The organism is Streptomyces djakartensis (assembly GCF_014651075.1).
Taxonomy (GTDB): Bacteria; Actinomycetota; Actinomycetes; order Streptomycetales; family Streptomycetaceae; genus Streptomyces; species Streptomyces djakartensis.
In genome coordinates this window covers 128,514-150,616 of record NZ_BMWE01000017.1, presented here as the reverse complement: position 1 = coordinate 150,616, position 22,103 = coordinate 128,514, and the positions used below count along the sequence as shown (strand labels likewise).

The window sequence follows — 22,103 nt, the reverse complement described above, 5'->3', positions numbered from 1 at the left end:
CGACCTCGATCACCGCGTCCCGGGGCGCCCGCAGCGCGGTGTGCAGCACCGCGCGGTTCTCGGTGGTGTTGATCCGCTCACCGCGGAACATGGCGTCCCGCAGCCCGAACACGTCCGTGGCGGCGGCGAGTTCGCGCAGCAGCCGCAGCGTGTCGTCGGTGACCAGGTGCTTGGAGTAGTCGACGTACAGGTCGCCGACCCGGAGGGTGTACGCGGTGCCGCGGCCGGAGTCGGCGGCGAACAGCTCGCGCAGGTGGACATCGCCCAGTTCCTCGCGGTGCTTGGCCAGTGCCGTCCACTCGGGCGTCTGGTTGAGCCTGGTACGGCCGTCTGCGTTCATCTCGGACTTCAGCCTTCTTCCTTGCCTGTGCTGCTGCGTACCTGCCCCGCTGCCGGTCCCAACCTAATTGATCAGCGGATGCCGTGGACTGCCGTCGCGCCGTCCTCGGACGCAACAACAGGTACGTCCGGGCGGCGCACAGGTATCAGCGCGGTGACGGACAGGGTGAAGAAGGCGGCCGCGAGCAGTGCCGGGGTGTTCCCGCCCCAGGCGGTGGCGACGGCTCCGCCCAGCAGCGCCCCGAGGGGCGCGCCCGCGACGGCGAGCGTCCGGAAGGCGGAGCTGACCCGGCCCAGCATGGCGGCGGGACTGCGCTCCTGCATCAGGGTCGTGGTGTTGACGTTCCACACCATCCCCATGAACCCGAAGACGGTCAGAGCGGCGACCAGCACGGTCAGGCTGCGCACCGCACCTGTCGCGACGAGCGCCCCGGTCTGCACGATCCCGGCGACGAGCACCGCGCGCATCCGCCCGACGCGCTCGACGAGCCGGCCGCCCAGCGCTCCCCCGGCCAGGCTGCCGGTGGTGTACGCGGTCATGGCCGCCGCGTACGCCCCGTCGCCCGCGTCCAGCCAGCCGGTCACCAGGACGACGAGGGTGGCGACGAGAGCACCCATGCCGACGTTGCACAGCGCGGTGGCGGCGCACAGTGCGCGCAGGGCGCGGTCGCGCACCAGGGTCCGCAGGCCCTCGGCGGTCTCGCGGCGCAGGGTGCTGCCCGCCGGGCGGGGTTCCCGCTCGGGCACGGGTGTGCGCAGCGAGGCCACCAGCGCGGCGGCCACGAGGAAGGTCAGGGCGTCGGCCGCGAAAGGCACGGCGGCCCCGCCCACCAGCAGCAGCGGTACGACCGGGCCGCCCAGCAGGCCGCCCGCGACGCGCTGCCCGGTCATCAGCCGCGCGTTGGCGCTGCCGAGGGCGTCCCGGTCGACGAGGGCCGGCAGCAGGGCCGTGGCGGCGTTGTCGAAGAGGGTCTGCAGGGTGGTCAGCGCGAAGGCCAGGACGATCAGCAGGCCGATCGAGGCGTGACCGAGGGCGACGGCCACCGCGAAGGCGGCGACCAGCAGCCCTCGCGAGGCGTCCACCGTCCACATGGCGCGGCGCTGGTCCACACGGTCGGCGATGGCCCCGCCGAGCAGTCCGAAGACGGTCCAGGGCAGATAGCCGCAGGCAGTGACGGAGGCGACGAGCAGCGGCTGGTCGGTCAGCCTGACGGCCAGCAGGGGAAGCGCGGCCGTACGCAGCGCGTCTCCGAAGCCGGACAGCACGGCGGCGCTCCACAACCGTCCGAAGCCCCCGCGCCACGCGGGCACGCGCAGGCCCGCCACCTCGATCGTCGCCACCGTCTCCCCCCAGGGTTCGCCCGATGCACAAACCGTAGAGGGCACCACTGACAATCGGGTGGCGGCGAAGGCGGGGATGCAGCTCCGGCCGGGCACCCACTGGTGCCCGGCCGGTTCCGACTCCTAGATCTCGCCCCGCAGTTTGGCGAGCGCCTCGGCGAGGATCGCCTCGCCGTCCGCGTCGCTGCGCCGCTCCCGCACATAGGCGAGGTGCGTCTTGTAGGGCTCGGTGCGCGGCGGGGCCGGGGGGTTGTCCCGGTCCTGCCCGGCCGGGAAGCCGCAACGCGGGCAGTCCCAGGTATCGGGCACCTGCGCGTCGCTGGCGAAGCTCGGCTGTGTCTCGTGTCCGTTGGAGCACCAGAAGGAGATGCGCAGACGCGGCGCGGACTCGCCGCGCTCGGCCTCGCCCATCGGCCCAGCCCCGACCCGGCTTCCCCGGATCGCGTTGCCACTTGCCACGGTCGTAACTCCCTGCGTGATGGTGCCGCGAAGCGAGTCGGCGTTCCGCTTCGCTGCGAGCGCCTCAGTCTACGTAAGGCCCAACGCGCGTCCAGTGATTGGAGTTACAACCCTCACACGTAGACGCAAGCCCCATGATAGGCCGCGCTCAGTTGCGCGTACCGGACATGGGGCCCTACGTACGTCCTGCGTGCGGATCGCCGGTCGGTCAGTTGTTCACCTTCATCAGGATGCCGAGCACGACAATGCACGCGAACCACAGCAGACCGACCACGACGGTGATGCGGTCGAGGTTGCGTTCGGCGACCGAGGAGCCGCCGACGGAGGACTGCATGCCGCCACCGAACATGTCGGAGAGGCCGCCGCCCTTCCCCTTGTGCATCAGCACCAGCAGCATCAGCAGCAGGCTGAAGACGATCAGGGCGATCGAGAACCCCAAAACCACGGCTGGACCAACTTCCTCGGATTCGGATGGACGACGCGGGGTCCAGCACAGTGCTGGACCCCGCAAGGGTACGACGAATCGTCGTTAGCGCATACTCACTGGTCGCGGAAGCGCACGATCTTGACGAACTCGTCGGCGTCCAGTGAGGCACCCCCGATCAGGGCGCCGTCGATGTCGGCCTGCGCCATGATCTCGGCGACGTTGCCGGACTTCACGGAGCCGCCGTACTGGATGCGGACCTTGTCGGCCACGTCCTGCGTGTACAGCTCGGCGATCTTGCCGCGGATCGCCGCGCAGACCTCCTGGGCGTCCTCGGCGCCGCAGACCTTGCCCGTGCCGATGGCCCAGACGGGCTCGTAGGCGATCACGATGGTCTCGGCCTGCTCGGCGGAGAGGTCCTTCAGACCGCCCTCGACCTGGGCGAGGGTGTGGGAGACGTGGTTGCCCGCCTCGCGCACCTCCAGCTCCTCGCCGACGCACAGAATGGGGGTCAGACCGTGCTTGTAGGCGGCCTTGACCTTGGCGTTCACCAGCTCGTCGGTCTCGGCGTGGTACTGGCGGCGCTCGCTGTGGCCGATGGCGACGTAGGTGCACTTCAGCTTGGCCAGCATCGGGCCGGAGATCTCGCCCGTGAAGGCACCGCCGTCGTGCGCCGAGATGTCCTGGGCGCCGTACTTGATCTTCAGCTTGTCGCCGTCGACCAGGGTCTGCACGGAGCGCAGGTCGGTGAAGGGCGGCAGGACGGCGACCTCGACGGCCTCGTAGTCCTTGTCGGCCAGGGCGAAGGCGAGCTTCTGGACGTGTGCGATGGCCTCGAGGTGGTTGAGGTTCATCTTCCAGTTGCCCGCCATCAGCGGCGTGCGCCCGGAAAGATTAGATGCAGCCATTGAGGTCAGTCCTCCAGTGCGGCGAGGCCGGGGAGCGTCTTGCCCTCGAGGTATTCGAGGGAGGCGCCGCCACCGGTCGAGATGTGGCCGAATGCGTTCTCGTCGAAGCCCAGGATGCGGACGGCCGCGGCGGAGTCGCCACCACCGACCACCGTGAAGGCCTTCGAGTCGAGGAGAGCCTGGGCGACCGCCTTGGTGCCCTCGGCGAAATCGGGGTGTTCGAAGACGCCCATGGGGCCGTTCCAGAAGACGGTGGCGGCGTCGACGATCTTCGAGGCGTACAGCTTGCGGGACTCCGGGCCGATGTCCAGGCCCATCTGGCCGGCCGGCATGGCGTCGGCGGCGACGGTGCTGGGCCGGCCCGGGGCCTTGGTCTTGAGGTCCGGGAACTCCGGCGCGACGACGACGTCCACGGGCAGGACCAGCTCGACGCCGTTCTTCTCGGCGCGCTCGATGTACTCCCGGACGGCCGGGAGCTGGTCCTCCTGGACCAGGGACGTGCCGATCTCGTGGCCCTTGGCCTTGAGGAAGGTGAAGACCATGCCACCGCCGATGAGCAGACGGTCGGCCTTGCCGAGCAGCTGGTCGATGACGGCGAGCTTGTCGGACACCTTGGCGCCGCCCAGGACGACGGCGTAGGGCCGCTTGACGTCGTCGGTGAGCTTCCTCAGGACGCCGACCTCGGTGGCGATGAGGTGGCCGGCGTAGTGCGGCAGCCGGGCCGGGAGGTCGTAGACGGAGGCGTGCTTGCGGTGCACCGCGCCGAAGCCGTCGCCGACGTAGAGGTCCGCGAGGGCGGCGAGCCGGTCGGCGAAGGCACCGCGCTCGGCGTCGTCCTTGCTCGTCTCGCCGGCGTTGAAGCGCAGGTTCTCGACGACCGCGACCTGGCCGTCGGTCAGGGCGGCGACGGTGGCCCGGGCGGACTCGCCGACCGTGTCGGTCGCGAACGCCACGTCCGCGCCGAGGAGTTCACCGAGGCGCTCGGCGGCCGGGGCGAGGGAGAAGGCCGGGTCCGGGGCGCCCTTGGGACGGCCCAGGTGCGAGGCCATGACCACCCGGGCGCCCGCTTCGGCGAGGGCCTTGACGGTGGGCAGCACGGCGCGGATACGGCCGTCGTCGGTGATCGTGGTGCCGTCCAGCGGCACGTTCAGGTCGGCACGGACGAAGACCCGCTTGCCCGCGACCCCTTCGGTGAGGAGTTCTTCGATCGTCTTCATAAAAGGGGACTCCTGAAACAGCTCGTGATCGCTCGTAAGCGATCGTGATCGAACAGCTCTGATCTGTACGCGAGTCAGGGCTCGGGCAGCGTGACCATGCGCTGCCCGAGCCCTGCTCTCACATCGTGGTGCCTGATCTATTCGATCAGAGCTGGTTGCCGACGTAGACCGTCAGGTCGACGAGGCGGTTGGAGTAGCCCCACTCGTTGTCGTACCAGCCGATGACCTTCACGTTCTTGCCCTCCTGGACCATGGTCAGGGAGGAGTCGAAGGTGCAGGACGCCGGGGCGTTGACGATGTCGGAGGAGACGATCGGGTCCTCGGTGTACTCGAGGATGCCCTTCAGCTCGCCCTCCGCGGCCTTCTGGAAGGCGGCGTTGACCTCTTCCTTGGTGACCTCGCGGCCGAGCTCGAGGACCAGGTCGGTGACCGAACCGGTCGGGACCGGGACGCGCATGGCCATGCCGTCCAGCTTGCCCTTGAGCTGCGGGAGGACCAGCGCGGTCGCCTTGGCGGCACCCGTGGTGGTCGGGATGATGTTCTCCGCGGCGGCGCGGGCGCGGCGCAGGTCCTTGTGCGGGAAGTCCAGGATGCGCTGGTCGTTGGTGTAGGCGTGCACCGTCGTCATCAGGCCCTTGACGATGCCGAAGTTCTCGTCGAGAACCTTGGCCATCGGCGCCACGCAGTTGGTGGTGCAGGAGGCGTTGGAGATGACGTGGTGGTTCGCCGGGTCGTACTGGTCCTGGTTGACGCCCATCACGATGGTGACGTCCTCGTCCTTGGCCGGAGCCGAGATCAGGACCTTCTTGGCGCCGCCCGCGATGTGCTTCTCGGCGTCGGCCTTCTTGGTGAAGATGCCGGTCGACTCGATGACGATGTCGACGCCCAGCTCGCCCCACGGGATGTCGGCGGGGTTGCGCTCGGCGAGGACCTTGATGGTCTTGTCGCCGACGGTGATGGTGTTCTCGGTGTGCGAGACCTCCTGCTTGAGACGGCCCAGGATTGTGTCGTACTTCAGCAGGTGAGCGGTGGTCGCGGTGTCACCCAGGTCGTTGACAGCCACGATCTCGATGTCTGCACCCTGCTCCAGCAGCGCGCGGAAGTAGTTACGACCGATGCGGCCGAAGCCGTTGATGCCTACGCGGATCGTCACGAACCGATCTCCTCGTTGGTACGCCGGCCATGAAGAGCCGGCGAGCTCTGTTTGGGATGTCCCCGACCGCCTCCGACCCTACCTCCCTGAGGCTCCGGTGGTGACATCCAGATGCCCCATACACGGCAGGGCGGTCCGTACCGGCCAGTAGGGTACGGACCGCCCGCCACCGAGAGCGAGATCACTCGATTTCGCTACTCGACGTGGTGCCTGTTGACCGAGAGTTCCCAGTTCCCGGGAGGTCACACGTCGAGGGACGCGAGCGCCTTCCTCATCAGTGCCGCCCGGTCGGCCGCGGTGACGACGTGCTCCAGGCCGAAGCCCAGCAGCACGGTGTCGTCCGTGGTGACCGCGCCGTAGGTCTGGAACAGGGCCCCGGTGCGGGCCCAGTCCTTGACGGCGGCCGGGCTGCCCGCGGGCGGTCCGGCCACCTTCCAGGCGCCGAGCGAGGTCTCGAAGCCCTCGGTCTCCTTGGCCGCGCCGCCGACGACGAGCGAGGTCTCGTCGGCGAGGACGCCGTGCCCGCCCGTGCCCGGGTCGGTGACGTAGCTGATCGAGACCTCGACCCTCTTGCCCGCGTACGCGCTCAGGTCGTAGTTCACCTGCCGCCAGCCGCCGGAGGCACCGGTGAGGCTGTGCCACTGCCCGGTGCTGCCGGTCGCGGCACAGCCGTCGTCCGACAGCGTCAGGTAGTGCTGCAGCCAGGGGTGCTCACGGAGGTAGAAGCCGCCCTCGCACTCCGTGGGCACGGTCGCCTTGGTGGCGCCGTTCTTCTCCGGCAGGGTCGTCCAGTCGTCGGCGCCCGCCGTGTGGGCCTCGATCAGGACGTTGTCGTAGCCGGGTTCGGTGTCCCACATCAGCTGGGTGCGCAGGGTGGGCTGGTCCCCCGCCGTGACACCGCCGAGATCGACGGTGCGGCTGAGGCGCTTGTAGCCGTCGTCGGTGTGGACTGCGGCGGCCATCGAGGAGCCCGCGTAGGGGCCGTACGGGTTGACCGCCCCGGCGAACTGTCCCGCTCCCCTGCTCGCGAACTGCGGGAACCTGTCGGCGGGCAGCTCGTCGGAGGTGACGCCGTAGCGGCCCGCCTTGTCCAGCGGGTTGCCGGGCGCGGCGCCGAGCGGGCCCGTGAAGCCGCCCAGCTCGCCGGAGCCGGTGAAGCCGGTGGCTCCGGGGGCCGTGGTGCGGCTGTAGGCGCCCAGGTAGTACTGGCTGAAGTCGTCGGACAGGGCGCCGCCGCCGAGGTCGACGCTGCCGCCGGCCTGCTCGCCGGCCTCGATCAGCCTGCCGCCCTCGTTCAGGAAGGCTCGCAGCTGCAACTGGGTGGCGTTGCCGGGCACGCCCGCGCCCGTGTAGTGGACGACGGTGTCGAAGTGGCTCAGCACGCCGAGCGCGTCGGGCGCTCCCCGCCGGGCGACGTCCCAGACGACGGCCTTGCGGCCGTTGGCCTTCAGCGCGTCGACGTACTTCTGCGCCTGTGTGGCGGTCGCGCCCTCCTCGGCGACGACGAGGGTGTTCGCCCGGGGCCGCTCGGCGACGGTGTAGGTGAAGCGCTCGCTGGAGACCTTCTTGCCGTTCCTCGTCTCCGCGGTGAACCACACCTGGACCCGGTCGCCCGGGTCGCCGTCCCTGACCTTCGCCCGGTACTCGTCGAAGTAGAGGTTGTCCTCACCGCCGTAGGTCTCGCCGCCCTTCCAGGGCTTGAGCGCCATGTCCTCGGTGCGGCCGCCGTTGACGCGGTACTTCAGTTCCTTGTCGCGCAGCGACTTCCGCACGACGACGGAGACCTCCTGGTCGCCGCCGCGCGCGTACGACACGGGGAACGCGGCCGGGGTGAAGTCGGCGGCGCTCAGGCCGACCGACGAGGACGGCCTGTCGGGGCGGGAGGCGGACTCGGCGACGGAGAGCGCGAACGGCACGTTCTTCACGAACTCCTGACGGATCAGCTTCTCGTCGTCCGGGAAGGTGAAGACCGACCGGCAGTCGGATGCCTTCCACTCGTCGTTCGGGTCGGCGTCGGAGGCGGACTGACAGGTCGACATCTCGGGGGTGAACATCGCCATGCCGTTGACGTTCGCCGCGTGGCCGTCCGCCTCACCGTTGGTGGTGTACAGCTCGGAGGAGAGCTGCGGGTGGTAGCCGGGGATGGCGGAGTTCTCCGGCGTCCCGGCGAGCGCCTCGTACAGGACGTCGTCCGGGGTGGGCGTGGCCACCTGCCAGCCCACTCCGTAGAGGAGCAGTTCGGCGGCGGAGTGGTAGTTGATGCCGTACGTGAAGCCGATCCGCTTCTGGAAGGCGTCCAGGGCCTTGGTCTCGGGCTCGGAGACCGGGCCCGGCCCCCGGTAGGTCTCGCTGGTGGGGTTGGGTGACGAGCCCTCGTCGTCGTAGCCCCATTTGTAGGCGAAGTTGCGGTTGAGGTCGACGCCGTCACCCGTGCTGATGACTCCGTCGCCGTTCATGTCGCGCAGGTTCTTGCGCCACATGCGGTTGGCGGCACCGGCGTGGGTGTGGTCGTAGCCGTCGGGATTGGCCGACAGGAGGAACCACAGTTCGGTGGAGTCGACGATCTTCTTGACGCGGCGGTCCTTCTTGTAGTTGTCGAGGTAGTGGTGCATCAGGCGCCGGGTCATCTCCGGCGTGATCCACTCGCGCGCGTGCTGGTTGGACATGTAGAGGACGGAGGGCCTGGAACCGTCCTTCGTCTTCTTCGCGCCCTTGGTGAGCTTCAGCGCGAGGATGTCCTGGCCCCGGACCGTCTTGCCGATGGAGACGACCTTGGTGAGGCCCGGGTTCTCCTGCGCCGTCCGGAGGATCTCCTCCTTCAGGCCGCCCTTGCCGCTGTACGGGCGGAACACGCCCTCGGCGGCGTCCCCGACGCGGTCCTTCGCCTTGGCGGAGAGGCTGTGCTCGGTGAGCTCGACGCCCTGCTGTTCCAGCTTCCGCGCCTGCCGGCCGGTCAGATAGACCTCGACGGTGGCGGTGCCCTTCGCGGGCACCCGCTCGCTGAGTTCATGGCCGTCCTGGCCGGCGGCCAGCAGCAGGGGTACCTGCTGACGGGTCACGTCGGCCCGGTAGACCTTGACTTCGTCCGGGTCGGACGAGGCCGCGCTGTCCGGTTGTGCCTGGGCGATGGGTGCGATGCTCGCTCCGCCGATCAGGAGCGCGCCGACAGCGAGGATCGATCTCGCTCTTCGTCTCATGAACCCCCCTAGCGTGGGTTCGCCACAGCAGCGAACAGATGCCAGGCTCATGACAGTCCATGATCGAGTCAAGAGCGCATGGGCGACACGCAAAAGCCGGTGCCGGTCACCCAAATGGATGCCGGCTCCGGCTTTTTGACGGGCTGTGGGATCAGCCCACGAGGTTGTCGGCGAGCTCCTCCTCGGCGAGGTTGGCCTCCGTACCCGGGATCCCGAGGTCGGAGGCGCGCTTGTCGGCCATGGCCAGCAGGCGGCGGATCCGGCCGGCGACCGCGTCCTTGGTCAGCGGCGGGTCGGCGAGCGCGCCGAGCTCCTCCAGGGACGCCTGCTTGTGCTCCATGCGCAGCCGGCCGGCGGCGGCGAGGTGCTCGGGCACGTCCTCACCGAGGATCTCCAGGGCGCGCTGCACCCTTGCACCGGCGGCGACGGCCGCGCGGGCCGAGCGGCGCAGGTTGGCGTCGTCGAAGTTGGCGAGCCGGTTCGCCGTGGCGCGCACCTCACGGCGCATCCGGCGCTCCTCCCAGGCCAGCACCGACTCGTGGGCGCCGAGGCGGGTGAGCAGGGCGCCGATCGCGTCGCCGTCGCGGACGACGACCCGGTCCACACCGCGCACCTCGCGGGCCTTGGCGGCGATCGACAGCCGGCGGGCGGCGCCGACCAGGGCGAGCGCGGCCTCGGGCCCCGGGCAGGTCACCTCGAGGGAGGAGGAGCGGCCGGGCTCGGTGAGCGAGCCGTGCGCCAGGAACGCGCCACGCCAGGCGGCCTCGGCGTCGCAGGTGGCCCCCGAGACCACCTGCGGCGGCAGGCCGCGGATCGGGCGGCCCCGCCCGTCCACCAGGCCGGTCTGACGGGCCAGCTGGTCCCCGCCCGCGACCACGCGCACGACGTAGCGCGAGCCGCGGCGCAGCCCGCCCGGCGCCATCACGATCAGCTCGGAGCTGTGGCCGAAGATCTCCAGGATGTCCCGCTTGAGGCGACGGGCCGCCATCGCGGTGTCCAGCTCCGCCTCGATCACGATCCGACCGCTCACCAGGTGGAGGCCGCCGGCGAACCGCAGGATGGCGGAGACCTCCGCCTTTCTGCAGCAGGTCCGGGTGACGGGGAGCCGGGAGATCTCGTCCTTCACCGCTGCCGTCATCGCCATGGGCCGATCCTTCCATGCATCCGAAAAATACGGTCGTACGCGGCGGCCAACAGCTCCGGGTCGTGCCTCGGGGTTCCGTCGGGCCTGGCCACCGGCGCCAGCTCGACCGCGGCCCCGAACCGCTTGGCGGCATCGGTCAGGGAGTCCCGGTCGGGCACGGCGGCCTCGTCGGCCAGCACCACGTCCAGGGCGAGTTTAGGGGCGTGTCGTCCCAAAACCTCCAAATGACGCTGCGGGGAGAAGCCCTCGGTTTCTCCGGGCTGCGGTGCGAGGTTCAGCGAGAGTACCCGGCGGGCCTTGGTCTGCGTGAGCGCGTCCAGCAGCTCGGGCACCAGCAGGTGCGGGATGACCGAGGAGAACCAGGAGCCGGGGCCGAGCACCACCCAGTCCGCGTCCGACACGGCCTCGACCGCTTCGGGCACGGCCGGCGGGTCGTTCGGCACGAGGTGCACGGACTGCACCTCACCCGGGGTGAGGGCGACCGTGGCCTGGCCGCGGACCGTGTCGATCTCGTCCGGGCGGGCCGGGTCGTGGCCCTTGACCAGGGCCTGGAGCTCCAGCGGCACCGCGGACATGGGCAGCACACGGCCCTGGGCGCCCAGCAGCCGCCCGACCAGGTCGAGAGCCTGGACGTGGTCGCCCAGCTGCTCCCACAGGGCGACGATCAGCAGGTTGCCGACCGCGTGCTCGTGCAGGTCTCCCTGGGACTGGAAACGGTGCTGGATGACCCGGGCCCAGGTCTGGCCCCAGTCGTCGTCGCCGCACAGCGCGGCCAGCGCCTTGCGCAGGTCGCCGGGCGGCAGCACGCCCAGCTCGTCGCGCAGCCGCCCGCTGGAGCCGCCGTCGTCGGCCACGGTGACGACGGCGGTGAGGTCGCCGGTGATGCGGCGCAGCGCGGCGAGCGAGGCGGACAGGCCCATGCCGCCGCCGAGGGCGACGACCTTGGGCTGAGCGCCCCGGCGGCGCGCTCTGCCACCCCGGGCCTCGGCGGGCCGGCCGCTCCTTGGGTCGGTGCCGCCCTCGCGCACCACCCGGCGCAGCCGGCTCAGCCGCGGAGTACGTCGTGTCATTCGCGTCCCATGTCCCGGTGGACGACCACCGTCTCCACGCCCTCGGCCGCTAGCCGGGCCGCGAGCTTCTCCGACATGGCGACCGAGCGGTGCTTGCCTCCCGTGCAGCCGACCGCGATGGTCACGTAGCGCTTGCCCTCACGGCGGTAGCCGGTGGCGACGAGCTGGAGGAGCTCCGTGTACCGGTCGAGGAACTCCTTGGCGCCGGGCTGGTTGAAGACATAGCCCGAGACCTCCTCGTTGAGGCCGGTGAACGGGCGCAGCTCCGGGACCCAGTGCGGGTTCGGCAGGAAGCGGCAGTCGACGACCAGGTCGGCGTCGACCGGCAGGCCGTACTTGTAGCCGAAGGACATCACCGTGGCCCGCAGCTCGGGCTCCTCCTCGCCGGCGAACTGGGCGTCCATCTTGGCGCGCAGCTCGTGCACGTTGAGGCTGGAGGTGTCGATCACCAGGTCGGCGTCACCGCGCAGCTCGCGCAGCAGTTCGCGCTCGGCGGCGATGCCGTCGACGATGCGGCCGTCGCCCTGCAGGGGATGCGGGCGGCGCACCGATTCGAAGCGCCGCACCAGCGCCTCGTCGGAGGACTCCAGGAAGACGATCCTGCGGGTGACGTTCTTCGTCTCCAGGTCGGCGAGGGACTCGCGGAGGTTGTCGAAGAAGCGCCGGCCGCGGACGTCGACGACGACGGCGATCCGGGCCACGTTGCCCTGGGAGCGGGCGCCGAGCTCCACCATGGTGGGGATCAGCGCGGGCGGCAGGTTGTCGACGACGAACCAGCCGAGGTCCTCCAGGCACTTAGCGGCCGTCGAGCGGCCGGCTCCGGACATGCCGGAGATGATCACCAGCTCCGGGATGGCCGCGTCCGGGACCTGGGCCTTGTCGTTGGGCGTGCCCGTACTCACCTGTGCTCCGTCTCCGGTTTGCTCTGTGCGGCCGTCGTGCTCGTTCACATTCATGTCTCCTGCCCCCGTCGTTCGTCCGGGGCTCCCGTCCTCACGGCTTCCCCACTGGAACCCATGGTGCCGGGTTCCTCTTCCATGATCTCTCCAGTCGCCGTGTTGACGGCGGGTGCGGCCGGGGCCGCCCGGGCGAGGGCCACCGCGATGGTCTCGGCGGTCTTGCGGCCTATGCCGGGGACCTCGCAGATCTCCTCGAGGGTGGCGGACCGCAGTTTCTTCAGGGAACCGAAGTGCTTCAGGAGCGCCTGCTTGCGGGTGTCCCCGAGCCCCGGGACGTCGTCCAGGGGGCTGGACCGGAAGCGCTTGGACCGCTTGGTTCGCTGATAGGTGATCGCGAAGCGGTGGGCCTCGTCACGGACCCGCTGGAGCAGGTAGAGGCCCTCGCTGGTGCGGGGCAGGACCACCGGGTCGTCGTCGCCGGGCAGCCAGACCTCCTCCAGGCGCTTGGCGAGGCCGCACACGGCGATGTCGTCGATGCCGAGGTCGTCCAGGGCCCGCCGGGCCGCCGCGACCTGCGGGGCGCCGCCGTCGACGACCACGAGCTGGGGCGGATAGGCGAACTTCTTCGGGCGGCCGTCGTCCTCGGTGAGGGTGCTGGTGAACTCGCCGTTCCCGGTCTTCTCGGTGTTTTCGGTGATCTCGGTGTTCTCGCCGTCCGTCCATTCGCCCGTCTTCTCCTTCTCGGCCAGGTAGCGCCGGAAGCGGCGAGTGATCACCTCGTGCATGGACCGGACGTCGTCCTGTCCCGCGAAGCCCTTGATCTGGAAGCGCCGGTACTCGCTCTTGCGGGCCAGGCCGTCCTCGAAGACGACCATGGAGGCCACGACGTCGTCGCCCTGGAGGTGGGAGATGTCGTAGCACTCGATCCTGAGCGGGGCGCTGTCCAGGTCCAGGGCGTCGGCGATCTCCTCCAGGGCGCGCGAGCGCGTGGTCAGGTCGGAGGCGCGCTTGGTCTTGTGCAGGACGAGCGCCTGCTGGGCGTTGCGCTGCACCGTCTCCATGAGGGCCTTCTTGTCGCCGCGCTGCGGGACACGCAGGGAGACACCGGAACCGCGCCGTCCGGCGAGCCACTCCTGGACGGGCTCCACGGGGTCGGGCAGGGCCGGGACCAGGACCTCCTTGGGCACGGCGTCGCCCGTCTCCTCACCGTACAGCTGCTGGAGCGCGTGCTCCACGAGCGCTCCGGTGGTGATCTCCTCCACCTTGTCCGTGACCCAGCCGCGCTGGCCGCGGACGCGCCCGCCCCGCACGTGGAAGATCTGGACGGCCGCCTCCAGCTCGTCCTCGGCGACCGCGATCAGGTCGGCGTCGGTCGCGTCGGCGAGCACGACCGCGTTCTTCTCCATGGCCTTCTTCAGGGCCTCTATGTCGTCGCGCAGCCGCGCCGCCCGCTCGTACTCCATCTCCTCGGCCGCCTCGCCCATCTGCCGCTCCAGGCGGCGGATGTACGTGTTCGTCCGGCCGGTCATGAAGTCACAGAACTCGTCGGCCAGTTCCCGGTGCTCCTCGGCCGAGACGCGGTCCACGCAGGGGGCCGAGCACTTGCCGATGTAGCCGAGGAGGCAGGGGCGGCCGGTGCGGGCGGCGTTCTTGAAGACGCCGGCCGAGCACGTGCGCACCGGGAAGACGCGGAGCAGCAGGTCGACGGTGTCGCGGATCGCCCACGCGTGCGCGTACGGGCCGAAGTACCGGACGCCCTTCTTCTTGTGACCGCGCATCACCTGCACGCGCGGGTACTCCTCGCTCATCGTCACCGCGAGGTAGGGGTAGCTCTTGTCATCGCGGTACTTGACGTTGAACCGGGGGTCGTACTCCTTGATCCAGGAGTACTCCAGCTGGAGCGCCTCGACCTCCGTGGACACCACCGTCCACTCCACGGACGCGGCCGTGGTGACCATGGAGCGGGTGCGCGGGTGCAGGCCCGCCAGGTCCTGGAAGTAGTTCGCCAGGCGCTGGCGCAGGCTTTTGGCCTTGCCGACGTAGATCACCCGGCGGTGCTCGTCACGGAACCTGTAGACCCCCGGCGAGTCGGGGATCTCACCCGGTTTGGGGCGGTAGCTGGAGGGGTCGGCCATGTCTCACACCCTACTGGCGAGCACCGACAGTCCGACGAGGCCGCGTGGCACGATCACGGGCCCCGCGGGAGGCAGTTTCCAACGGCATGTCCCGCCCCGGGGATTACGGCACGCCGGTAGCGGGAATGGGGCTCACCCACGGGACACGGCGACGCCCTGCGGGCGGAGTCCGTGCCGGTGCAGGCACAGATTGTCGGTGCGGACCGGCCGTCTCCGGCACGGAGCGGGCGGGCCACGGGTCGGAGGGCTGCGCAGATGAAGCGGATGCGGATCGAGAAGACGCGGCGGGCGGTCCGTACCCGCCGGCACCCGGACGAGCCGTTCGCGCTGCCGGACCTCCTGGACCCGCGCGATCCCGAGATCGTCCGGGCCAAGCGCCTGGCCCTCGAGGAGCAGGGCGGAGGCGACGGCTCCTAGGAGAACACCCACTGCCGCGAGGGCCCGGGGCGCGTGCCCCGGGCCCTCGCGTGTCCGGGCGCGCCCGCCCGGGAGTACGTCACTGTCCGGCATCAAGTGTTGTCGGGGGCAGGTCAACACGCTTCAATGCGGGGGAACTCGGGGCACTGAACGACGGCGTACGGATGTGAAGACCTGCCCTGCGCCGGCGGGACGGCCCCGGGCGGCCCGTGCGAACGGCCTGACCAGCCGTTGCCGACTCACAGAGAGGCCCCTGCATGCCGCACGCCCCCCAGCACGCGGACGTCGCCGCCACGGAACTGGACTCGGCCCTGCGAGGCGGCCCCTTCCACATCGCCCTGCGTGCCGCGATCGCCGCCCGCGGGCTGCCGCTGCAGCGTGTGCAGCACCACCTCTCCCGCCACGGTGTGAAGGTGGGCGTCACCAGCCTCAGTTACTGGCAGCAGGGCGCCCGGCGCCCGCAGCGCCCCGAGTCGCTGCGGGCCGTGCGCGCGCTGGAGGAGATCCTGGAGCTGCCCGAGGAGTCCCTGCTGCGGCTGCTCGCCGAGTCCGGCGACAGCCCGAACGGGCAGCGGTCGTCGGCCCGGTCCTACCGCTCCCTGGTCGAGGCGTCCGGGGTTCTGGACCGGCTGCTGGCGGAGATGGGCTGCCCGCCGGACGTGGGCCTGCACTCCCTCGGGCACCACGAGCGGCTCCGGATCGGGGCGCGGCGTGAGCTGGCCGAGCGGGAGGCGCACCACATCGTGCGCGCCCACCGGGACGGTGTCGACCGTTTCGTGGCCGTCCACCATGGCGACCGGGGCGCCGAGCCGGAGCGCATGCGGGTGCGTGCCCTGGAGAACTGCCGTACCGGACGCGTCCGTTGGCACAGCGACACGGGAGTGCTCGCGGCCGAGTTGCTCTTCGACACCCGGCTGCGGGCCGGGGACACGTTCCTCTTCCGCTACGGCGTCGAGGACGGCACGGCGGGGGTGTCCCGCGAGTACGTCCGCGGCTTCGACTCCCCCGGTGGCCAGTACGCGCTGCAGGTGTGTTTCGACGCGGTGGCCCTCCCGGTGCGCTGCCACCGGTTCGCGCAGGCCTCGGCGGCCGCACCGCGAAGCGGGTGCCGGGAACTGGCGCTGAGCGGGCGGCACCGGTCGGTGCACCTGGTCGAGCCGCGGGTGCGCGCCGGATTCCTCGGGATCGGCTGGGACTGGGAGTAACCGGCCGGAGGCTGCGAAGGGCGCGGACGCCGCCCGAAGGGTGCTCGCGACCGGCAGGTGAGGACGCTGCCCGGCATGATGAGCGGGAGGACGTAAACGCTTGCGCAAACGTTTACGTCCGGCGCGGAATGCGATACGTTCCCCGCCGGAAGCGGAGGAGGGAGCACCATGGCGACCATGGCCGACGTCGCACGGAGCGCCGGTGTCTCCGTGGCGACCGTCTCGCATGTGCTGAACGGCACGCGGCCGGTGCTGCCGCACACCCGCCAGGCGGTCCTGGAGGCCGTGGAGGAGCTCGGATACACCACCAACACGCTGGCCCGCTCCCTGGTGACGGCCCGCACCCGGTCGATCGGGCTGGCCGTGTCGGCGATCAGCAACCCGTACTTCACGGAGATTCTGCAGGGCGTCGAGGCCAGTGCCCTGGAACACGGCTACAGCCTGTTGATCGCCGATCCGCACGACGACCCGGAGCACGAGCGCAAGGTCGTCCAACTGCTGCACGAGCGCCGGGTGGACGGCATGATCGTCGCACCGTCCGCGGACCCGCGCGGGCTGCTCGCCTACCTTGGGCGGCACGACGTACCGGCCGTGTTCCTGGACCGGCTGGTGGACGTCCCGGAGACGGACGGCGGTCCGCGCTTCGACCAGGTCTGCGCCGACAATGCCGAGCCGATGTCCCGCCTGGTCACTCACCTCGCCGGGCTCGGCCACCGGCGGATCGGGCTGGTGGCCGGGCGGCCCGGCCTCAGCACCACGAGTGAGCGGATCGCCGGCTACCGGACCGGCCTCGCCTCCGCGGGGCTCCGGTACGACGAACGGCTCCTGGTGCACGGTCACTCGGAGTCGGCCGGCGCCCAGCAGGCCACCGCAGCCCTGCTGTCCCTCGCCGTGCCGCCCACCGCGCTGGTCACCGGCAACGACGCGATGACCATCGGGGCGCTGCGTGCCCTGCGCGCCCACGGCCTGTCCGTGCCCGGCGACATCGCGCTGTGCTGCTTCGACGACTTCGCCTGGGCGGACCTGTTCTCGCCCGGGCTCACCGCGATCGCACAGCCCGGCAAGGACGTCGGCGCCCAGGCCGTACGTGTGCTCCTGGAGCGTCTCGCCGAGCCGGACCGGCCCGCCCGGACCGTGCGGCTGCCCTGCACCTTCGTCCACCGCACCTCGTGCGGCTGCCCGTCCGGGAAAGGAACCCCGTCGTGATCGTCGTCGCCGGTGAGGCCCTGATCGATTTGGTGCCGCAGGGCACGGGTGCCCTGGCGGCGCTGCGGCCCGCGCTCGGCGGTGGTCCGTACAACACGGCCGTCGCGCTGGGCCGCCTCGGCTCCCCCGCCGCCTTCTGCTCAAGGGTGTCGTACGACGCCTTCGGTGAGGCTCTGCTGGAGCGGCTGCGCGAGACAGGGGTGGATGTGTCGTCGGTGCAGCGCGGCACCGAGCCCACGACCCTGGCTGTGGCCACGGTCGGCGAGGACGGTTCGGCGGCGTACTCCTTCTACGTCGACGGCACGGCGGACCGGCTGTTCGCGGCGCCCTCCGCTCTGCCGGCCGGCATCCGGGCGGTCTCCTTCGGCACCTGCTCGCTCGTACTGGAGCCGGGGGCGAGCGCCTACGAGGAGCTGATGCGCGCGGCGGCCGGGCAGGGCGTGTTCACCGCGCTGGACCCGAACATCCGGGCCGGGCTGATCCCGGACGCGGACGCCTACCGCGCGCGGTTCAAGAGCTGGCTGCCGTCGGTGTCGCTGCTGAAGCTGTCCGCGGAGGACGCCGAGTGGCTCGGTGGCACGCCTCGGGAGTGGCTGGCGGCCGGTCCAACGGCGGTCGTGATCACCCGGGGCGGCGACGGAATCACCGCCTACACCGCTGACGGCGGCGAGTACTCGGTGCCGGGCGAGCGGGTCGAGGTGGTGGACACGATCGGCGCCGGCGACACGGTCAACGCCGCGCTGCTGCACGGGCTCGCGGTGCGCGACGCCCTCAGCGAGCAGGCGCTGGCGGCACTGGGCCCCGACGGCTGGCCGGAGCTGCTGGGCTTCGCGGCCCGTGCGGCGGCGGTCACCTGCTCGCGGGCGGGAGCTGAGCCGCCGTACGCGCGGGAGCTGGACGGCTGACGCGAACCGTCGCCCGGGGACGCGCACCCGGACGCCGCGCCGGTGTGCGACCTGCGGTTCGTGGCGCCGGAGAACGGCCGGCGGACACGCCGGCGTGCCGTGCCCCGCAGGTGGTCACCTGCGGGGCACGGCACGCCGGTACGGTTCCTCAGCCCTTGGCCGTCCGTGTCGTCTTCTTCGCGGCGGCCTTCGTGGTCTTGGCCGCGGCCTTCTTGGCGGCGGTGCTGTTGACCGCACTGCTGGCGGTCTTCTGCGCCGGGACGGTCTTCTTCGCCGTCCTCTTGCGCGGCGCCTTCACCGAGGACGCGTCGCTGATGCGGTCGGCGCCCAGGATCTCGCGCAGGAACTTGCCGGTGTGGCTGGCCGGGACCGCGGCGACCTGCTCGGGCGTGCCCTCGGCGACGACCAGGCCACCGCCGGCGCCGCCTTCGGGGCCCATGTCGACGATCCAGTCGGCGGTCTTGATCACGTCGAGGTTGTGCTCGATGACGATGACCGAGTTGCCCTTGTCGACCAGCCCGGACAGGACCTTCAGCAGCTTGCTGATGTCCTCGAAGTGCAGACCGGTGGTCGGCTCGTCCAGGACGTAGACCGTGCGGCCGGTGGAGCGCTTCTGCAGTTCGCTGGCGAGCTTCACGCGCTGCGCCTCGCCGCCGGACAGGGTGGTCGCGGCCTGGCCGAGGCGGACGTAGCCGAGGCCGACGTCCTTGAGCGTGTTGAGGTGCCTGGCGATGGAGGGGACCGCCTCGAAGAACTCCGTGGCCTCCTCGATCGGCATGTTCAGGACCTCGGCGATGGACTTGCCCTTGTAGTGGACCTCCAGGGTCTCCCGGTTGTACCGGGCGCCGTGGCAGACCTCGCAGGGGACGTAGACGTCCGGGAGGAAGTTCATCTCGATCTTGATGGTGCCGTCGCCCGAGCAGTTCTCGCAGCGGCCGCCCTTGACGTTGAAGGAGAAGCGGCCGGGCAGGTAGCCGCGGACCTTCGCCTCGGTGGTCTCGGCGAACAGCTTGCGGATGTGGTCGAAGACGCCGGTGTACGTGGCCGGGTTGGAGCGCGGGGTGCGGCCGATGGGCGACTGGTCGACGTGGACGACCTTGTCGACGAGGTCGTCGCCCTGTACGCGGGTGTGCCGCCCGGGGACGGTCCGGGCGCCGTTCAGCTCGCGGGCCAGGTGCGTGTACAGGATGTCGTTGACCAGGGTCGACTTGCCGGAGCCGGACACACCCGTGACGGCGGTGAAGACGCCCAGCGGGAACGAGACGTCGATGTCCTGGAGGTTGTTCTCCCGGGCGCCGTGCACGGTGAGCTGCCGGGACGGGTCCACCGGGCGGCGGACGTCGGGCAGCGGGATGGCCTTCTTGCCTGCCAGGTACTGGCCGGTCTGCGACTCGTCGTTGCTGAGCAGTTCCTTGAGGGAGCCGCTGTGCACGACCTTGCCGCCGTGCTCACCGGCGCCGGGGCCGATGTCGACGATCCAGTCGGCGGTCTTGATGGTGTCCTCGTCGTGCTCGACGACGATGAGCGTGTTGCCCATGTCGCGGAGCCGTACCAGGGTCTCGATCAGCCGGTGGTTGTCGCGCTGGTGCAGGCCGATGGACGGCTCGTCGAGGACGTAGAGGACGCCGACGAGGCCGGAGCCGATCTGGGTGGCCAGGCGGATGCGCTGGGCCTCGCCGCCGGAGAGGGTGCCGGCCGCGCGGTTCAGCGAGAGGTAGTCCAGGCCGACGTCGACGAGGAACCGCAGCCGCTCGTTGACCTCCTTCAGCACGCGCTCGGCGATCTTCTTGTCGCGGGCGGTGAGCTTCAGCTCGCCGAGGAAGTCCGCGCAGTCGCTGATCGACATCGCGGAGACCTCGGCGATGGACCTGCCCATGATCGTGACCGCGAGGACGACCGGCTTCAGGCGCGTGCCCTCACAGGTGGGGCAGGGCACCTCGCGCATGTAGCCCTCGAAGCGCTCGCGGCTGGAGTCGCTCTCGGCCTCGCTGTGCCGGCGCTTGACGAAGGGGACGGCGCCCTCGAAGGCCGTGGTGTAACGACGCTCGCGCCCGTAGCGGTTGCGGTAGCGGACCTCGACCTGGGTCTTGTGGCCGTGGAGCAGGGCCTTCTTGGCGCGCTGCGGCAGGCCGGCGAAGGGGATGTCGGTACGGAAGCCCAGGGCGTCGGCGAGCGCGCCGATGAGGCGGCCGAAGTAGTCCTTGGTGTGGCCGTGCGACCAGGGGTGGATGGCGCCGTCGTCGAGGCTCTTGTCCGGGTCCGGGACGATCAGCTCCGGGTCGACCTCCATGCGCGTGCCGATGCCGGTGCAGTCCGGGCAGGCGCCGAAGGGCGAGTTGAAGGAGAAGGAGCGGGGCTCGAGCTCCTCGAAGGACAGGTCGTCGTACGGGCAGTACAGGTGCTCCGAGTACATGCGCTCGCGCTCGGGGTCGTCCTCGGGGAGGTCGACGAAGTCGAGCACGACCATGCCGCCGGACAGGCCGAGGGCCGTCTCGACGGAGTCGGTGAGGCGGCGCTTGGCGCCTTCCTTGACCGTGAGGCGGTCGACGACCACCTCGATGGTGTGCTTCTCCTGCTTCTTCAGCGTCGGCGGGTTCGACAGCTGGATGGTCTCGCCGTCCACACGGGCGCGGGAGTAGCCCTTGGTCTGGAGGTCGGCGAAGAGGTCGACGAACTCGCCCTTGCGCTCGCGCACCAGCGGCGACAGCACCTGGAAGCGGCTGCCCTCGGGCAGTTCCAGGACCTTGTCGACGATGGCCTGCGGCGACTGGCGCGAGATGGGGCGGCCGCACTCGGGGCAGTGCGGCTTGCCGATGCGCGCGAAGAGCAGACGCAGGTAGTCGTAGACCTCGGTGATGGTGCCGACCGTGGAGCGCGGGTTGCGCGAGGTCGACTTCTGGTCGATGGAGACCGCCGGGGAGAGGCCCTCGATGAAGTCGACGTCCGGCTTGTCCATCTGGCCGAGGAACTGCCGGGCGTACGAGGAGAGCGACTCCACGTAGCGCCGCTGCCCCTCCGCGAAGATGGTGTCGAAGGCCAGCGAGGACTTGCCCGACCCCGACAGGCCCGTGAAGACGATGAGCGAGTCGCGCGGGAGGTCGAGCGAGACGTTCTTGAGGTTGTGCTCGCGCGCTCCACGAACGATGAGACGGTCGGCCACGCCGGTCCGCACCTTTCTTGAGAGAAGTGACAGGGGCGGGGCCCCCGTCTATCCCAGACTAGGGGGAGCCACTGACAACGCCGGTCGGATGCACGGGTTGCCAGCAAACCCCGGCTATCCAGCATGCCCGACGTCACGTCCGACCCTATAGCACGCACATTCGATTAACGGCACTGCTGCACCACCTTCACCCGAAGGTGTGACGTGGTTAGGGTCAGCACCATGATTGATCACGCGCATGACCTGGAGTCTGTACGTGACGCGACCGAGCGGCTGCTCCTGGCAGTCGGCGAACTGGACAACGCGTCTGTGACCGAGCCGTCACGCCTGCCCGGCTGGACCCGCGGCCATGTCCTGGCCCACCTCGCCCGCAACGCCGACGCACTCGTGAACGTCCTCGAGGGGCGCCCGATGTACGTCTCCGGCGAGGCCCGGGACGCCGACATCGAGCGGGACGCCCCGCGTGCCCTCGACGTCCACCTCGCCGACCTGCGTGAGAGCGCGGACCGCTTCCAGGAGACCGGGGCGGCCCCGGCGGACTGGTCGCGCACGGTGGAGCTGCGGGGCGGGGTCACGGACTCCGCGTCCCGGGTCCCCTTCCGGCGCTGGGTGGAGGTGGAGCTGCACCACGTGGACCTGGGGATCGGGTACGAGCTGGAGGACCTGCCGGAGGAATTCACCGAGCGGGAGATCGCCTTCCTGGCCGACCGGTTCGCCGGGCATCCCGACGTGCCGCCGACCCGCGTCACGGACGGTACGCGCGTGTGGAGCACCGGGCGGAAGCCGGGCGGGCTGGGCCCCGGCGTGAGGGTCACGGGTCCCCCGGCCGACCTGCTGGGCTGGCTCGCCGGCCGCCGCGACGGATCCGCGCTGGCCTCGGCCGGCGGCCCGCTTCCGGCACTGCCCCCGCTATAGGCTGGCGGA

At 70.7% G+C, this 22,103-nt stretch carries 18 protein-coding genes; 5 read left to right on the top strand and 13 right to left on the bottom strand.

What is annotated here, in order from left to right; translation table 11 throughout:
* From IE212_RS26555 to uvrC, 12 genes are all read right to left on the bottom strand, one after another.
* On the bottom strand, positions 1-340 hold a 340-nt coding region (locus IE212_RS26555), incomplete at its 3' end, for a phosphoglucose isomerase-related protein (protein ID WP_506005135.1).
* A gap of 71 nt (positions 341-411) precedes the next feature.
* On the bottom strand, positions 412-1,680 hold the full coding sequence (locus IE212_RS26550) for an MFS transporter (RefSeq protein WP_190200481.1): 1,269 nt from the start codon (positions 1,678-1,680) through the stop codon (positions 412-414).
* 123 nt (positions 1,681-1,803) lie between these two features.
* Entirely contained in the window at positions 1,804-2,139 is a 336-nt protein-coding gene (locus IE212_RS26545; protein ID WP_010352468.1) for an RNA polymerase-binding protein RbpA, read from the bottom strand.
* Positions 2,140-2,347: 208 nt separating this feature from the next.
* Entirely contained in the window at positions 2,348-2,584 is a 237-nt protein-coding gene (secG, locus tag IE212_RS26540; RefSeq protein WP_031121198.1) for a preprotein translocase subunit SecG, read from the bottom strand.
* A 95-nt stretch (positions 2,585-2,679) separates the two neighbouring features.
* Positions 2,680-3,471, bottom strand: a complete 792-nt coding sequence (gene tpiA / locus IE212_RS26535) for a triose-phosphate isomerase (protein ID WP_190200480.1) — start codon at positions 3,469-3,471, stop codon at positions 2,680-2,682.
* Positions 3,472-3,476: 5 nt separating this feature from the next.
* Positions 3,477-4,688: a phosphoglycerate kinase gene (locus tag IE212_RS26530; RefSeq protein WP_190200479.1), complete on the bottom strand. Its 1,212-nt coding sequence runs from the start codon at positions 4,686-4,688 to the stop codon at positions 3,477-3,479.
* 145 nt (positions 4,689-4,833) lie between these two features.
* Positions 4,834-5,841: a type I glyceraldehyde-3-phosphate dehydrogenase gene (gene gap, locus IE212_RS26525; protein WP_190200478.1), complete on the bottom strand. Its 1,008-nt coding sequence runs from the start codon at positions 5,839-5,841 to the stop codon at positions 4,834-4,836.
* 242 nt (positions 5,842-6,083) lie between these two features.
* On the bottom strand, positions 6,084-9,038 hold the full coding sequence (locus IE212_RS26520; protein WP_190200477.1) for a M14 family metallopeptidase: 2,955 nt from the start codon (positions 9,036-9,038) through the stop codon (positions 6,084-6,086).
* Positions 9,039-9,189: 151 nt separating this feature from the next.
* Positions 9,190-10,182 carry a DNA-binding protein WhiA gene (gene whiA / locus IE212_RS26515; protein ID WP_190200476.1) on the bottom strand — a complete coding sequence of 331 codons (993 nt, stop codon included), beginning with the start codon at positions 10,180-10,182 and terminating at the stop codon, positions 9,190-9,192.
* Positions 10,173-11,252, bottom strand: coding sequence for a gluconeogenesis factor YvcK family protein (locus tag IE212_RS26510; RefSeq protein WP_190200475.1), 1,080 nt, complete (start codon positions 11,250-11,252; stop codon positions 10,173-10,175). The genes whiA and IE212_RS26510 overlap by 10 nt, the downstream gene beginning before the upstream one ends.
* A complete protein-coding gene (rapZ, locus tag IE212_RS26505; protein ID WP_190200474.1) occupies positions 11,249-12,208 on the bottom strand; it encodes an RNase adapter RapZ in 960 nt (319 codons plus the stop codon). Before rapZ ends, IE212_RS26510 begins: the two co-directional genes overlap by 4 nt.
* Positions 12,205-14,286: an excinuclease ABC subunit UvrC gene (uvrC, locus tag IE212_RS26500; protein WP_190200473.1), complete on the bottom strand. Its 2,082-nt coding sequence runs from the start codon at positions 14,284-14,286 to the stop codon at positions 12,205-12,207. The genes rapZ and uvrC overlap by 4 nt, the downstream gene beginning before the upstream one ends.
* Positions 14,287-14,541: 255 nt before the next feature.
* Between uvrC and IE212_RS26495 the strand changes: the two genes are divergently transcribed.
* From IE212_RS26495 to IE212_RS26480, 4 genes are all read left to right on the top strand, one after another.
* Positions 14,542-14,703 carry a hypothetical protein gene (locus IE212_RS26495; RefSeq protein WP_190200472.1) on the top strand — a complete coding sequence of 54 codons (162 nt, stop codon included), beginning with the start codon at positions 14,542-14,544 and terminating at the stop codon, positions 14,701-14,703.
* 257 nt (positions 14,704-14,960) lie between these two features.
* Positions 14,961-15,908, top strand: a complete 948-nt coding sequence (locus IE212_RS26490) for a hypothetical protein (protein ID WP_190200471.1) — start codon at positions 14,961-14,963, stop codon at positions 15,906-15,908.
* Between the two features lie 168 nt (positions 15,909-16,076).
* Positions 16,077-17,114 carry a LacI family DNA-binding transcriptional regulator gene (locus IE212_RS26485; protein WP_190200470.1) on the top strand — a complete coding sequence of 346 codons (1,038 nt, stop codon included), beginning with the start codon at positions 16,077-16,079 and terminating at the stop codon, positions 17,112-17,114.
* The gene (locus tag IE212_RS26480) at positions 17,111-18,019 is read left to right on the top strand and encodes a carbohydrate kinase family protein (protein ID WP_190200469.1); all 909 of its coding nucleotides are present in this window, start codon (positions 17,111-17,113) and stop codon (positions 18,017-18,019) included. The genes IE212_RS26485 and IE212_RS26480 overlap by 4 nt, the downstream gene beginning before the upstream one ends.
* 148 nt (positions 18,020-18,167) lie before the next feature.
* Here the strand turns inward: IE212_RS26480 and uvrA are convergent, their stop codons facing one another.
* Positions 18,168-21,179 carry an excinuclease ABC subunit UvrA gene (gene uvrA, locus IE212_RS26475; protein ID WP_190200468.1) on the bottom strand — a complete coding sequence of 1,004 codons (3,012 nt, stop codon included), beginning with the start codon at positions 21,177-21,179 and terminating at the stop codon, positions 18,168-18,170.
* Between the two features lie 222 nt (positions 21,180-21,401).
* Here uvrA and IE212_RS26470 point away from each other — a divergent pair, with 222 nt between their 5' ends.
* On the top strand, positions 21,402-22,094 hold the full coding sequence (locus tag IE212_RS26470; protein ID WP_190200467.1) for a maleylpyruvate isomerase family mycothiol-dependent enzyme: 693 nt from the start codon (positions 21,402-21,404) through the stop codon (positions 22,092-22,094).
* Positions 22,095-22,103: the final 9 nt, after the last annotated feature.

Coding starts and splice junctions, on each gene's coding strand:
- tpiA (WP_190200480.1), bottom strand. CDS start 3,471: ATGGCTGCATCTAATCTTTCCGGGCGCACGCCGCTGATGGCGGGCAAC.
- IE212_RS26530 (WP_190200479.1), bottom strand. CDS start 4,688: ATGAAGACGATCGAAGAACTCCTCACCGAAGGGGTCGCGGGCAAGCGG.
- IE212_RS26520 (WP_190200477.1), bottom strand. CDS start 9,038: ATGAGACGAAGAGCGAGATCGATCCTCGCTGTCGGCGCGCTCCTGATC.
- whiA (WP_190200476.1), bottom strand. CDS start 10,182: ATGGCGATGACGGCAGCGGTGAAGGACGAGATCTCCCGGCTCCCCGTC.
- IE212_RS26510 (WP_190200475.1), bottom strand. CDS start 11,252: ATGACACGACGTACTCCGCGGCTGAGCCGGCTGCGCCGGGTGGTGCGC.
- rapZ (WP_190200474.1), bottom strand. CDS start 12,208: ATGAATGTGAACGAGCACGACGGCCGCACAGAGCAAACCGGAGACGGA.
- uvrC (WP_190200473.1), bottom strand. CDS start 14,286: ATGGCCGACCCCTCCAGCTACCGCCCCAAACCGGGTGAGATCCCCGAC.
- IE212_RS26495 (WP_190200472.1), top strand. CDS start 14,542: ATGAAGCGGATGCGGATCGAGAAGACGCGGCGGGCGGTCCGTACCCGC.
- IE212_RS26490 (WP_190200471.1), top strand. CDS start 14,961: ATGCCGCACGCCCCCCAGCACGCGGACGTCGCCGCCACGGAACTGGAC.
- IE212_RS26485 (WP_190200470.1), top strand. CDS start 16,077: ATGGCGACCATGGCCGACGTCGCACGGAGCGCCGGTGTCTCCGTGGCG.
- IE212_RS26470 (WP_190200467.1), top strand. CDS start 21,402: ATGATTGATCACGCGCATGACCTGGAGTCTGTACGTGACGCGACCGAG.